The organism is Streptomyces sp. NBC_00076 (genome assembly GCF_045041235.1).
Classification (GTDB): Bacteria; Actinomycetota; Actinomycetes; order Streptomycetales; family Streptomycetaceae; genus Streptomyces.
The window spans coordinates 10465125-10478851 of the sequence record NZ_CP108242.1 but is presented as its reverse complement, the minus strand read 5'-3'; the positions used below and the strand labels follow the sequence as shown (position 1 = coordinate 10478851).

Genomic DNA, 13727 nt, shown 5'->3' with positions numbered 1-13727 from the left:
GGAGAAGTGCCATGAGACGTCGCAGAACCAGCTCAAAGGGCCGTACCCGCGCCACAACGGCCCTGTTCACCACCGCCGCACTGCTCGCCCTGGCGGCGTGCGGCGGCAACTCCGACGCGAGCAGCCCGGCCAAGGCGGCCGGCGGCAACTCCGCCGGTGTCAAGGCGGCCGAGGCGGTCCTCGCCCAGTACTCGAAGCGTCCGACGAGCATCGGTATCACGCAGCCGGTGGGCAAGCCGGTCCCGACCGGCAAGAAGATCGACTTCATCCTGTGCGGTGTGCAGTCCTGCCAGGACCTGGCGAACTACTTCACCGAGGCTGCCAAGGTGCTCGGCTGGAGCGTCAACAAGATCCCCACCCAGGGCACCCCGCAGTCGGTCCAGGCCGCCTGGACGCAGGCGGTGCGCGACAAGCCCGACGCGGTCATCGCCTCCGGATTCCCGCGCAGCGTGTTCGCCAAGCAGTTGAAGCAGCTCAAGGATATGAAGATCCCCGTCGTCGAGTCCTCCACGGACGACACCGCGGGCGACGGCATCAGCATGCTCATCGACGGGCCCGACGTCGTGGACGTCGAGGGCAAGATCATGGCGTCCTGGGTGACCTCGGACAGCGGAGGCGACGCCGACACCGTCTACTTCGACATGCCGACCTTCGGCATCCTCAAGCCGGTCGCCGACGCCTTCCGCAGCGACTACGAGAAGTGGTGCGCGGGCTGCGGGTACGACAAGGTCGACGTGCCGATCAGCGCCATCGGCAAGGACATGCCGGACCGCGTGGTCTCCTACGTCCGCGCGCACCCCAAGGTCACCCACATCGCCTTCTCGCTCGCCCTGCTCAACGTGGGCGTGCCGGCCGCGCTGCGGGCCGCCGGACTGCAGAACAAGGTCCACACGATCGTCAACGTCGGCGAGTCCACGAACTACCAGTACATCGACTCGGGTCAGACGCAGGCCGCCGTCGCGTTCAACAACATCGAGAACGCGTGGGCGCAGGCCGACGGGCTGGCACGGCACTTCACCGGCCAGTCGATGAAGCCGACGCAGGACGCCCAGCTGCCGTTCATGCTCATCACCAAGGACACCCTGATCTCGACGAAGACGCAGTTCCCGCTCGTCGAGGACTACCAGGCCCAGTTCAAGAAGCTGTGGGGCAAGAGCTGACGTCCGTTCCCGACGTCCCCGCCCCCGCCCCCGCCCTCCAGCACATCACCGACGCTTCGCAGCCCTGAAGCTACTTCAGCTTGGCTCACGAACCCGATCGCGCGACGAAGCGCATATGGGAGTCACCGCATGTCCACACAGCTCCTCGATCTCACCCGTTCCCGTTCCCTTCATCCCCGTGGCGGCCGGACAGCGACAGCCGTACGCTCCGCGCCCACTGCCGTCGACGACGGCCATCGGACGGCGTCGGCCCCGCTGGAGCAGGACCTGACCGTCCCCGAGCGCCCGCGAGTGGAGGTGGGCGCGTGATGGGCAAGGTGATCGAGTCCGACTGGGTGGTCGTCGGCGGTGGCAGCGCGGGCTGTGTGCTGGCCGCCCGGCTGAGCGAGGACCCCAGCCAGGAGGTCGTACTCCTGGAGGCCGGACCGGACTGGCGGTCCGCCGAGGCCCCGCCCGAGATGCGCAGCATGAACGGCTGGCGGGCGCTGGACGGGACGGCGTGCGCGCCGTTCCAGTGGCCCAATCTGGAGTCGCGGCGCAGCGGCGCTCAAGAGCGCCGCCCGCATGTGCGCGGCCGGGGTCTCGGCGGTTCGTCATCGGTGAACGGAATGATCGCCATCCGTGCGCTGCCCGACGACTACGACCGCTGGGCGTCCTACGGCTGTCCCGGCTGGTCGTACGAGGAGATGTTGCCGTACCTGCGGCGCATGGAGAGCGACGCGGACTTCAGCGACCAGACCCACCACGGCGCCGACGGCCCGATCCCGGTGCAGCGGCTCGGGCGTGAGGCGTGGGGCCCCGCCGACCACGCGCTCGCCGAAGCCGCGATGGACATCGGCCACCCGTGGTGCGACGACCACAACGGGCCCACGGGCACCGGCGTTTCGCCCTACGGAATCAACGCCCGCGACGGTGCTCGGGTCACCGCCAACGACGGCTACCTGGAGCCCGCCCGGCAGCGGCCGAACCTGCGGATCGTGGGTGACGCGACGGTCGATCAGGTGATCGTCGAGGGCGGTCGTGCGGTGGGTGTGCGGGTGCGCGTGGAAGGCACCTGGACACAGGTCCGCGCCGCGCGGGTCGTGCTCTGCGCCGGGGCCGTCCACTCCCCCTCGATCCTGCTGCGTTCCGGCATCGGACCGGGAGGTCCTGTGGCGTCGCTGCCGGTCGGTGAGGGCATGCAGGAGCACCCGCTGGCGCTGTTCTGGCTCCACCAGCGCCCCGAGGCACGGCCCGGCCTGGACGAACGGCAGACCAACTGCTGTCTGCGCTACTCGTCCGATCTGGCGGGCGCCGGCGAGAACGACATGATGATCGTGTCGATCAATCAGACCCTCGCCCTGCCCGACATGAACGACTCGCACCTGGTGGCCGACGGGGCCCGCGGCACCTGGGGCGGTGCGGGCGGCGGCCACGCCTCGGGCGGTCCGGGACTGCTGTGTCTGTGGGCCAACCAGGAGTTCTCCCGCGGCACACTGCGCCTGGCCTCACCCGACCCGGACGTCCACCCCCTCATCGAACAGAACCTGCTGAACGACCCAGGGGACCTGACACGGATGCGGGACGGCGTCCACCGCTGCCTGGAGCTGGTCCGCTCCGGGTCGTTCGACGCCGCCTTCGAGCACATCGCCGTCGACCTCGCCGGCGCGGGCATCGACACGCTCACGGACGACAGCGCCATCGACCGGTGGCTGCTGGAGACGATCGGCGACACCGGACACATCTGCGGCACCTGCCGCATGGGCGCGCCCGACGACCCGCGCGCGGTGGTCGACCCGGCCGGCCGCGTGCTCGGGGTCGACGGGCTGTGGGTCGCCGACGCCTCGGTCTTCCCCGAGGTGCCGCGGGCCAACACCAACCTGCCGACCATCGCCGCCGCGGAACGGCTCGCGGACCTCATGACAGGTCGCACGAACCCGACCACCGGCGTCGAAAGTCTGGCCGTACGGGGCGGGTCGTGATCGGGATGACGGACACAGTGACGACGAGTCCGGTGCTGAGCATCACCGGACTGTCCAAGCGTTTCGGTGGGACCCAGGCGCTGCGGGACGTCGATCTGGACATCGCGCAGGGCGAGATCCACGCCCTGGTCGGCCCCAACGGCTCCGGCAAGTCGACCCTCATCAAGATCCTCGCCGGCTACCACCAGGCCGACGCGGGAGCCGAGGCCCGGCTGGACGGTGAGCCCTTCGACCTCGGCTCGGACCACGACCGGCTGCGCTTCGTCCATCAGGAGCTGGGCCTGGTGGGCGAGTTGAGCGCGATGGACAACCTGGCGCTCAGCCGGGGCTTCGCCCGCAGCCGCCTCGGCAACATCCGCTGGCGCGAGCAGGAGCAGCGCACCGTGGAACTCGTCCACCGGTTCGGCCTGGACATCGACGTGCGCCGTCCCCTGGTGGACGCCACGCCCGTGCAACGCACGGTGGTGGCCATCGCCGCCGCACTCCAGGGATGGGAGGCCGACCAGGGCCTGCTGGTGCTGGACGAACCGACCGCGGTACTCCCGCCGGGCGAGGTCGGCAAGCTCCTGGACATCGTGCGGGAGGTACGGCGGGGCGGAGCGGGCGTGCTGTACGTGTCGCACCGCCTCGACGAGATCTTCCAGGTGGCGGACCGGGTGACCGTCATCCGGGGCGGCCGGCGCATCGCCACCCGGCCCGTGCGGGGGCTGACACCGCAGAGCCTCGCCTCCCTCATGGCCGGCGAGGCGACGGAGCGTTCCGCCGAGCGCCCGAAGGTCCCGGCGACTTCGCGGTCCGGCGAACTCGCCTTGGAAGCTCGGGAGTTGACCGGCGGTCCGCTCCGGGAGCTCGGGTTCTCCCTCGCTCTCGGTGAACTGCTCGGTATCACCGGGCTCGCCGGTTCGGGTCACGACGTGCTGCCGTACGTCGTGACCGGCGCCTGGTCCGGTGACGTGGAAGGGCAGTTGCGCTGTCCCGCCCGGTCGCCGGAGTGGTGCGACGCCTCCCGCGCCGCCCGCCTCGGCATCCCCCTGGTGCCCGGCGACCGGGCCGCCCACGGTGTGATCGCCGATTTCAGCGTCGCCGAGAACCTCACGCTGCCGCTGCTGTCCCGGCTCCGTACGGGGCGGCGCATCCTCGACGGCCGGCAGGAGGCCGCAGTCGTCGACGACTGGGTGGACCGGGTCGGGATCCGTACCGCCGGCCGCGACGCCCCTATCACCACACTCAGCGGCGGCAACCAGCAGAAGGTCGTCATGGCCCGCTGCCTGGCCCTCGAACCCGAGGTGCTGGTGCTGTGCGAGCCAACGGCCGGTGTCGACATCGCCACCCGGCTCCAGCTCTACGACCTGATCAAGGAGCAGGCGGCCCAAGGGCTCGGCGTCATCGTCTCCTCGTCGGACGTGGGCGACCTGCTCGCCCTGTGCACCCGGGTCCTCGTGCTGCGCGACGGCCGGGTCGTACGGGAGATCGCCGGTGAGGCCATCACCGAGCCGACGCTCGTCCATGCCATGGAAGGAACCGAATGATGAGCACCACCGCCGCCGACCCCACCGGCACCGGCCCGTCCGTGGGCGAGTCGACCGAGGCGCCACCCGCCTCGCCGCCGACTCGACCCCCGCTCAGACGCCGTGCGCTCACGGGCCTGACCTTCACGAACATCGGCGCGGTCTACGTGTGGATCGTGATCATCGTGGTGTTCTCGTTCTGGGCGCCGGACACGTTTCCCACCTGGCAGACGTTCCAGCAGGTACTCAACAGCAACGCGGTGACCGGCCTGGTCGCGTTGAGCGTGGTGCCGCCGCTCGCCGCGCGCGTCTTCGACCTGTCGATCGCCTACACCATGTCGCTGACCGGCGTCATCACCGCCAAGGTGATCATTTCCACTGACATCGGCGCCGGGGGCGCGATCGCCCTCGCCATGGGCACCGCCCTGGTGATCGGCGTGATCAACGGAATCGTCGTGGTGACGCTGCGGGTCGACTCGTTCATCGCGACGCTGGCGACCGGGTCGCTCATCCAGGCATTCATCACGATGTTCACCGACGGCACGTCGATCACCGGCGTCAAACTCCTGCGTGAGCCCTTCGCGAGCATCGGGCAGAAGAGCGCGGGCGGCTTCACCATCCCCGTCCTCTACCTCCTGGTGGTGGCGACCGCGCTGTGGTTCGTCCTGGAGCACACCGCGAGCGGGCGCCGCCTGTACGCGACGGGCTTCAACTCGGACGCGGCGCGTCTGCAGGGCGTGCCCACCGACCGTCTTCGCTTCCTCACCCTCGTCGCGTCCTCGGCGATCGCCGGGTGCGCGGGCGTCGTCTTCGCCTCGCAGATCGGCTCGGGCTCTCCCGAGGCGGGCACGCCCTATCTGCTGTCGTCGTACGCCGCCGCCTTCGTCGGTGCCACCCAGCTCCGCGCGGGCCGCTTCAACTCCTGGGGCACGGTCATCGCGATCCTCCTGCTGGGCACCGGGACGGTGGGCCTCGGCCTCGCGACCTCCGCCCAGTGGGCCCCCAGCCTGTTCACCGGTCTCGTCCTGATCGTCGCCCTGGTCGTGACCGGCGGACGGCTGGGCCTCCGCACCCGCCTCACCCGGCGCCGCGCACCGCGCAAGGAGGCCGCCTGACTGCGAGCCGGTCAGGCCCCCGCGGTCTCCGCCTCCAGCGGGAAGTGGCACAGGGCGGTGTGGGGTTCGGCACCGTCCGCCCTCTCCCGCACGACGACGGGAGGTGCTTGGGTCGCGCACCGGTCCTCGGCACGCCAGCACCGGGTCCGGAAGCGGCACCCGGAGGGGATGTCGAAGGGAGACGGGATCTCCCCTTGGAGCTCGATCTCCCTGCGGGGGTCCCGGCCGGTGTCAAGGACGGGGGCGGCCGACAACAGCGCGGCCGTGTAGGGGTGTCGGGGCTGTTCGAAGACGTCCTCCGTGTCCCCGTGTTCGACGACCTTGCCCAGGTACATCACGGTGACCCGGTCGGAGATGTAGCGGACCACGGACAGGTCGTGGGAGATGAACAGGTAGGTGACACCGAGGCGCGTTCGCAGGTCGGAGAGTACGTTCAGGACCTGCGCCTGCACCGACAGGTCGAGGGCGGAGACGGGTTCGTCGCAGACGATGAGATCGGGGTCCAGGGCGAGCGCGCGGGCGATGCCGATGCGTTGGCGCTGACCGCCGGAGAACTCGTTGGGGTAGCGGTGGGCGTCGCTCTCCCGCAGACCGACCAGCGCGAGCAGTTCGCGGATCCGCTTGTCGCGGGCCTTCGCCCCCGGTACGACGTCTTTGTGGGTGCGCCAGGGTTCGCCGATCAGGTCGGCGGCGGACATGCGCGCGTTGAGCGAGGCGAAGGGATCCTGGAAGACCATCTGCACGCGCCGGCGCCAGGCCAGCAGCTCCTTGCCACGCAGCGCGAAGGGATCGGATCCGTCGAACCGCACGGTGCCCGCGTCCGGACGCTCCAGCCCGAGCAGCACCCGCGCCAGGGTGGACTTGCCGCAGCCTGATTCGCCGACGAGCCCGAGGGTCTGGCCCCTGCCGATCCGTAGGTCCACCCCGTCCAGGGCGGTCATCCGGCGCCGGCCGCTGCCGAAAGTCTTCGTGACCCCTCGTACCTCCAGCAGCGGCGCGCTCTCCTGGGTGCCGTCCGCTCGGGCCCCGGGGGCGGCGGTGGTGGCGCGGGACTCAGACACGGTCGAGCTCCTCGGAGAAGTGACAGGCGGCGAAGCGACCGTCGTCCGACGTACGCAGGGGCGGCCGCTCCTGGACACAGCGCTCGCGCACCAGCGGGCAACGGGCCTGGAAGACGCAGCCGGGCGGCACCGCGCTCAGCTCGGGCGGGCTGCCGGGGACGGCGGGCAACGGGCGTCCGCGCACGCTGCCTTCGGGCACCGAGTCGAGCAGTCCCCGGGTGTAGGGGTGGCGGGGTGCGAAGAAGACGTCGTGCACCGGTCCGTTCTCCACGACCGTGCCGGCGTACATCACGACCACGTCGTCGGCGCGCTGTGCGACCACGGCCAGATCGTGGGTGATCAGGACGACGGCCATGTCCCGCTCGTCCTGGAGGTCCCGCAGCAGCCGCATGATCTGCGCCTGCACGGTCACGTCGAGGGCGGTGGTGGGTTCGTCGGCGATGAGCACGTCGGGAGCGAGGGCGACGGCCATCGCGATGAGCAGCCGCTGCCGCATGCCGCCGGAGAACTGGTGGGGATAGGACCGGGCCCGTTGCCTCGGCTCGGGGATGCCCACCCGTGTCATCAGCTCGATCGCCTTCTCCTGGGCCTGGCGCCGGGAGAGGCCGTGGTGGATGCGGAAGGGTTCGCCGATCTGTCTGCCCACCGGCTGCACCGGGTTGAGGGCAGTCAGGGCGTCCTGGAAGACGATCGACAGGACCGGGCCGGCCAGCTTGCGGCGTTCCGCGGGGCTCATGCGGAGGGTGTCGTCGCCCCGGACCCGGACGGCACCGCCGGTGACCGACGCCGCGGGGTCCAGCAGACCGACCACGGACAGCGCGGTCATCGACTTGCCGCAGCCGGATTCGCCCAGCAGGGCCAGGGTGCGGCCGCGGCGGACGCTGAAGCTGACGCCGTCGACCGCACGTACCGTCCCGGAGGGGGTACTCAGGTCCACGCACAGTCCCTCGACCTCCAGGGCGGGGGTGTCCGTGGTGGTCGGGGCGGAAGCGGTGGTGCTCGTCACGGGATCATCTCCGGAGGAACGGCGGCCGAGACGGCCCGGCGCTTCTTGGGCAGCGTCAGGCGCCAGCGCTGGGCGGGGTCGGTGGCGATGCGGGCCCAGGCGGCGAGCACCGTCGCGGACACGGTGGTGAGCACGATGGCGAGTCCCGGCAGCACGGTGATCCACCACGCGGTCTGGAGGTACTGCCGTCCCTGGGCGACCATCAGGCCCCAACTGACGTCCGGGGGTTGGATTCCGATGCCCAGGAAGCTCAGCGACGACTCGGTGAGCATCACGAAGCAGAAGTCGAGGGTGGCGACGGTGAGCAGGGTCGGCAGGGCGATCGGCAGGAGGTGCCGGTAGATGATCACCGAGCTGGGTGTGCCGAAGGTCCGGGCCGCGTCGACGAACAGCCGGCTGCGCAGTTCCGCCGCCTCGGCCCGCGCGGTGCGCAGGTACACCGGTATACGGGTCACGGCCAGGATCAGTACGAGGTTCAGCGCGCTGGGCGAGAAGACGTACAGCACGACCACCGCGATCAGCAGCGAGGGGAAGCTGAGGATCACGTCGGCGAGCCGCATCGCCACACTCTCGCGGCGTCCTCCGTGGTAGCCGGCCCACAGCCCGAGGGCCGAGCCGATCGCCAGCGAGCACAGCACCGCCGGGACGGCGACGGACAGCGTCGTCGCCGCCGCCTCGATCAGCCGGGCCAAGATGCTGCGTCCCAGGACGTCGGTGCCGAGCAGCCCGTACACCCCGTCGCTCAGGGACGGTGGACGCAGGGAGGCGTCCAGATCTTGGCGTTGCGCGCGGTCGCCGATGAACAGCCTGCCGAAGAGGGCCACGAGGGCGACCACGGTGAGGATGACGGCCCCGACGGCCGCGGCCCGGTCCCGGCCCAGCATCCGCCACAGGCTCGGCCGCCGGTGGGGGGCGGTGGAGGCTCCGTCCGAGACGTCCAAGACGTCGGCGACGTCCGAGACGTCGGCCTCCTCTCGGGTCTTGCTGCTTGCTTCGCTCACGCCGGCACCGCCTGTCGCACTCGGGGGTCGGTCAGCGCGTGGCAGACGTCGACGAGGAGGTTCAGCGCGAAGATCGTCACGGCGGTCAGGAGCACGGCTGCCTGGAGGACCGCGAAGTCACGCTGGAGGATGGAGTCGATCATGAGCTTGCCGATGCCGGGCCAGCCGAAGATCGTCTCGACGATCACCGCGCCGTTGACCAGGCCCACCGTCAAGTCGCCCGCGACGGTCAGGACCGGTGTGGCGGCGTTGCGCAGGGCGTGCCCGAAGACCACGCGCCGGGGCGTGGCGCCCTTGCTCCGGGCGATCTTGACGTAGGGGGCGGACAACGCGCTGACCATGCTGCCGCGTACCACCTGGACCAGTACGCCGAAGGGGCGGATCAGCAGGGTCGCGATGGGCAGGACCCATATCTCGGGGCCGCCGAGCGTGCCCGAGGTCGGCAGCCATCCGAGGCTCACGCCGAAGACCAGTACGCCCATGATGGCGAACCAGAAGTCGGGGATGCTGGCGGCGGTCATCGACAGCAGGCTGGCGATCCTGTCGATCAGGGAGTTGGGCCGGTAGGCGGCGAGGCTGCCGACCAGCACGGCTCCGGTGATCGCCAACAGCATGGTCACACCGGCGAGTTGAAGGGTGACGGGAAACGCGTCGATCACCATCGAGCCCGCCGACTGCCCGGTGCGCAGCGAGGTGCCGAAGTCCAACTGTGCGGCGTCGACGAGGTAGTTCCACAACTGCGCCGGGATCGACAGGTCGAAGCCCTGCGCGGCGGAGAACTCCGCCCGCTGCTCGGGGGTGGCGCTCAGGGGGAGATAGAGGTCGACGGGGTTGCCGGTCATCCGGGCCAGGAAGAACACGCCCAGGACGACACAGATGAGGGGGACGGCGCTGGAGAGTACGCGCTTGCGCAGGAAAGGGATCATGTCAGTGCTTCGCCCCCTTGGCCGAGTGGACTTCGGCGAGCCGCATTTCGTCTCCGGTGGCGGAATTCGGTTCGTACCGGATCGACCGTGACAGGCCGAGCAGTCCGTTCATGTGGGCGATATGGGCGTACTGGACGACGGACTGGTTCTGCTCGGTGAGCAGGTCGGCGAAGGCTTTTTGACGCTTCTCGCCGGACATTGCGCCCGCGGAGGCGATGCGCCGGTCGAGAGCGTCGGTGCCGAACGTGGACTGAGGGCCGTCGCTCAGCAGGTACTGGCTGGTGGTGAAGGCCGCGTCACCGGCCTGGTTGCCGTGCATGATCAGCAGGGCGATGGGGCCGACGTTCTTGGGCAGCGGGCGGAGCTGGTACTGGAGTTGGGTGGCGGTGTCGGCCATCCGGACCCGTACGTTCAGGCCGATCTCCTGCATCTGGTACTGGAGGGCCTCCGCCGTCTCCGACACCCCGGCGAACATGCCGTTGCGGGCCACCAGGGTGATCTGCCGGTCGGTCGGCACTCCGTCCGCGGTCGCCTCCCGCACCAGGGCGCGGGCCTTCGCGACGTTCTGCCGGGGCGGTTCGATCTGGTCGCTGTGCCCCACCACTCCGGGCGGCACCAGCTGGCCGGCCGGTTCGGCGAGACCGCCGAGGAGGGCGTCGATGATGCCTTCGCGGTCCACAGCCAGGTCGATCGCCCGGCGCACCCGGATGTCGTCGAGCGGGGCCTCGCGGCCGTCCAGCCGCAGGGCGGTCGTCTCGTTGTTGGGGTAGGCGACCGTCGTGTCCTTCTCCGCCTCCATCGGATCCAGCGCGACGGCGATCTCCGCCTCGCCCTTGTCGATCATGGCGGCGCGCACACTGGCGTCGCTGCGCCACACATAGCGGGCCCGTGCGAAGTCGGGGGCCTTACCCCAGTAGTCGTCGAAGCGGTCGAGCGAGATCGCCGCTCCGGGCTGCCAGGAGCGGACGGCGAAGGGGCCGGTGCCGATCGGGACACGGACCTTGGCCTTTGCGTCGGTCGTGCGGGGCACGACCTCCACGAAGCTCAGGCGTAACGGCAGGATGGGGTCCGGTTTCTCGGTGGTCACGGTCAGGCTGCCGTCGTTCACCGCCTTCACCTCGAGGTCCTCGTCGCCGAACACGTAGCCCTCCACGTTGCAGGCGAGGTCGGAGTTGACGGCTCGGTCGATGGAGAAGGCGGCGTCCTCGGCGGTGAAGGGGGCGCCGTTCTGGAAGGTCACCCCGGAGCGGATGTCGAAGGTCCAGGTGCGGGGCGCGGTCTGCTTCCAGCCGGTCGCCAGCAGGGGGTTCAGTGCACCGGACGTGGGATCTCGTTCGACCAGGGGTTCGGTGATGTTGGACCGGACGACGACGCCCGTGCCGGTCAGTGACGCCTCACAGGGCTCCAGGGTCGGCGGTTCCTGGGTGAGCACCACCCGTAAGGTGCGGCCGTCGGCGCGGCCGGTGTCGCCACCCGCGCTGTTGGCCACGGCGCACCCGCTGGACGTGAGCAGGACGCCCGCCAGCAGCATCGCGCTGGTCGTGCGGGACCGCGGCGGTGCGGCGCGCTGGGCGGGTGAAACGGAGGACTTCATCGTCGTGTGTCTCCGGGGCAGTGCTGATGTGTCACGTTCCGAACTCGGGGGTCTAGGCCCGCTCACCACCAGCTGTCTACACTTGCGCACTTGGTCTGTATCTGTGAACGCCGAAGCTAAACCGGCGCCGTGGCAGCGTCAAGACATCCGGAGGATCGGACATTCGGGCGTGACCCCGCCCCGGCCCACCACGGGCTCCGCGAGATCCGACCCAAAGCCTCGGCATGCCGCTCAGGACAGCAGCCCTCGACTGTCGAGCGCCGCACCACCCGGCACCTCGACCGACGGGTGTGTCTGATCGTCAAGGGGCGCCGCCCGTTGACACCACCGCACACCCGTGCGCACAAATGGATGTCTACATATGAGAACGTCGACTATGGATGAGGACGGCAGATGGTGGGCACCTCGGAACGCATCGTCGACGTGGCAGTGACACCCGTGGCGTTCCGCGGATCATGCGCCGCTTGGCCCCTCCTTCTCGCTCAAGATCCGCCGGTGGTGACCTCCTCGTGCACATCATGCTCAATCACCGCATTCCGAGCCGGTTTCACGAGCCGCTCATGACGCGTACGGAGGGCAGTCCGGTTCCGGCGGGGCGAGGCCGGCCGGACTGGCACGGAGCATGGCCTGGTGGAGGGCTTCGTGCTCGGGCGAGGCGGGCAGGGGGCCGCGGGCCGGGGCCTCCAAGGACTGGATGAACAGGGCGACGACGCGCCGCCAGGAGTCGGGGGCGGCGCCGCCGGTGGCGTTGACGACACCGGCGTTGGCCATGTGGAGCAGCACGATGTCCGAGGAGTCGAAGTCCTCACGCAGCCGGCCCGCCGCCTTGACCCGGTCGATGAGCCGCAGCATGCCCTCGAGTGCCTCGTTGCGGCGCCCCTCCATGGACTTGGCGGTGGGGAAGGACGTGGTCAGCACGTCGGCGAAGCCGTGGTCGGCGGCCTGCATCGCACAGGCGGTCTCGATGTAGCCGGTGAAACCGTGCCAGGGGTCGGGGTCCTCGAGGGCGACGGCGACCGCGTCGGCGTAGGCGTCCATGCGGTCGGCGAAGACCGCGGCGACCAGCTCCTCCTTGGTGGGGAAACGACGGAACATGGTGGCGATGCCGACGCCCGCCTCGCGGGCCACCGACGCCATGGAGGCGTTCAGGCCATCGCGGGCGAAGACCCTGCGCGCGGCGGCGATGATCCGCTCCCGGTTGCGCTCGGCGTCGCTGCGCAGCGGCTGGGCGGCGGTGTCGTCGGGGTGCTGGTAGCCAGGGGTCATGCCGATCAGCCTAGCAATCGGATTGCCCTATCCATTTTTGGTGCTAGCCTGAGTCCAGCGAGCCGGATAGGCCTATCCGGTTCACGAATCGGATAGGCCTATCCGAATTCTGTTCGCTTCCCTGCAAAGACTCACGAGAGGATCGCTGTGACCAGCATCGCCATCATCGGAGCCGGCCCCCAAATGGGCATGGCCATCGCCCGCACCTTCGGCTCACAGGGCCTCGACGTCGCCCTGATCTCCCGCAACCGCGAGAAGCTCGACGGTCTCGTCGCCACGCTCACCGCCGAGGGCATCACGGCCGCCGCGTTCCCCGCCGACGTCCTCGACCACGGCGCCCTCACCCAGGCACTCAAGGACGCCGCCACCAGGTTCGGCGGCATCGACGTCCTGGAGTACTCCCCGCTCGCCATGGAATCCACCGTGCTGGCCACTCCGGCTGACAGCGACCCCTCCCACATCCAGCGCGAGATCGAGGTCCAGCTGTACGGGGCGATGGCCGCCACCAAGGCCGTACTGCCCGCGATGCGCGAGGCCGGCGCGGGCACCCTGCTCTACACCACCGGCGCCGGCTCTCTCGACCCGCTGCCAATGGTCGCAAACGTCAACGCCGCCGCCGCGGCGCTGCGCAACTGGGTCGTCAACCTGCACAAGGAGCTGGACGGCACCGGCATCCAGGTCGCTCACGTCGCCATCGACGTGGCGCTCGGCGGCGTCTCGATCGACCCCAACCTACGGGCGGCCACACCCGAGGCCGTCTCCTCCGTCTACTGGGACCTGCACGCCACCAAGCGCGACCAGGCCGAGATCGTCTACAGGGGCTGAAGCCGCGTCGGCCCTCACGCCGACCCCCGATCGCGCCGCGGTGGGGCATGCCGCACCGCGGCGCGATGAAGGAGAAGGCGCAGCTCCGGTGAGCGTGTTCCTGTAGAGGACCTGCCGCCCGCCCGTGGGGCCGTTTCGGCCCCCGTTCCTCCTGAACCTGCGTCCTGCCCACTCCCCCACCAGTACAACTCCCCTTTCGCGCCCAGGCGCTGTCGGTGGAACTCGGCATCCTCTCCCCGACGTCTTCGGCCTCGGCGAGCACTACGGACTGGGCCGAACTCGCCGTCGAGGGACCGTCGACCGT

Annotated in this window: 12 protein-coding genes; 6 read left to right on the top strand and 6 right to left on the bottom strand. The window is 70.1% G+C overall.

The features are described 5' to 3' along the window. Positions 1–11: 11 nt before the first annotated feature. The 5 genes from OHA64_RS46760 to OHA64_RS46740 all read left to right on the top strand — a co-directional run bounded on the left by OHA64_RS46760 (position 12) and on the right by OHA64_RS46740 (position 5744). Complete coding sequence (locus tag OHA64_RS46760) at positions 12–1160, top strand: substrate-binding domain-containing protein (protein ID WP_405623422.1); 1149 nt, start codon at positions 12–14, stop codon at positions 1158–1160. Between the two features lie 129 nt (positions 1161–1289). Then, complete coding sequence (locus tag OHA64_RS46755; protein WP_405623421.1) at positions 1290–1469, top strand: hypothetical protein; 180 nt, start codon at positions 1290–1292, stop codon at positions 1467–1469. Then, positions 1469–3121, top strand: a complete 1653-nt coding sequence (locus OHA64_RS46750; protein ID WP_405623419.1) for a GMC family oxidoreductase — start codon at positions 1469–1471, stop codon at positions 3119–3121. The genes OHA64_RS46755 and OHA64_RS46750 overlap by 1 nt, the downstream gene beginning before the upstream one ends. A gap of 5 nt (positions 3122–3126) precedes the next feature. Then, positions 3127–4650 carry a sugar ABC transporter ATP-binding protein gene (locus OHA64_RS46745; RefSeq protein ID WP_405623417.1) on the top strand — a complete coding sequence of 508 codons (1524 nt, stop codon included), beginning with the start codon at positions 3127–3129 and terminating at the stop codon, positions 4648–4650. Further along, on the top strand, positions 4650–5744 hold the full coding sequence (locus OHA64_RS46740) for an ABC transporter permease (protein WP_405623415.1): 1095 nt from the start codon (positions 4650–4652) through the stop codon (positions 5742–5744). The genes OHA64_RS46745 and OHA64_RS46740 overlap by 1 nt, the downstream gene beginning before the upstream one ends. Before the next feature lie 11 nt (positions 5745–5755). On the opposite strand, the gene OHA64_RS46735 is transcribed toward OHA64_RS46740, so the two are convergent. From OHA64_RS46735 to OHA64_RS46710, 6 genes are all read right to left on the bottom strand, one after another. Beyond that, positions 5756–6805, bottom strand: a complete 1050-nt coding sequence (locus OHA64_RS46735; RefSeq protein WP_405623413.1) for an ABC transporter ATP-binding protein — start codon at positions 6803–6805, stop codon at positions 5756–5758. After that, the gene (locus OHA64_RS46730; protein WP_405623411.1) at positions 6798–7811 is read right to left on the bottom strand and encodes an ABC transporter ATP-binding protein; all 1014 of its coding nucleotides are present in this window, start codon (positions 7809–7811) and stop codon (positions 6798–6800) included. Before OHA64_RS46730 ends, OHA64_RS46735 begins: the two co-directional genes overlap by 8 nt. Next, entirely contained in the window at positions 7808–8812 is a 1005-nt protein-coding gene (locus tag OHA64_RS46725) for an ABC transporter permease (protein ID WP_405623409.1), read from the bottom strand. Before OHA64_RS46725 ends, OHA64_RS46730 begins: the two co-directional genes overlap by 4 nt. Beyond that, positions 8809–9738, bottom strand: a complete 930-nt coding sequence (locus tag OHA64_RS46720) for an ABC transporter permease (RefSeq protein WP_405623408.1) — start codon at positions 9736–9738, stop codon at positions 8809–8811. Before OHA64_RS46720 ends, OHA64_RS46725 begins: the two co-directional genes overlap by 4 nt. A 1-nt stretch (position 9739) precedes the next feature. Continuing rightward, the gene (locus OHA64_RS46715) at positions 9740–11332 is read right to left on the bottom strand and encodes an ABC transporter substrate-binding protein (RefSeq protein ID WP_405623406.1); all 1593 of its coding nucleotides are present in this window, start codon (positions 11330–11332) and stop codon (positions 9740–9742) included. Positions 11333–11890: 558 nt separating this feature from the next. After that, positions 11891–12598, bottom strand: a complete 708-nt coding sequence (locus tag OHA64_RS46710; RefSeq protein ID WP_405623404.1) for a TetR/AcrR family transcriptional regulator — start codon at positions 12596–12598, stop codon at positions 11891–11893. Positions 12599–12745: 147 nt separating this feature from the next. Between OHA64_RS46710 and OHA64_RS46705 the strand changes: the two genes are divergently transcribed. After that, positions 12746–13423: an SDR family NAD(P)-dependent oxidoreductase gene (locus OHA64_RS46705; RefSeq protein WP_405623403.1), complete on the top strand. Its 678-nt coding sequence runs from the start codon at positions 12746–12748 to the stop codon at positions 13421–13423. Positions 13424–13727: the final 304 nt, after the last annotated feature.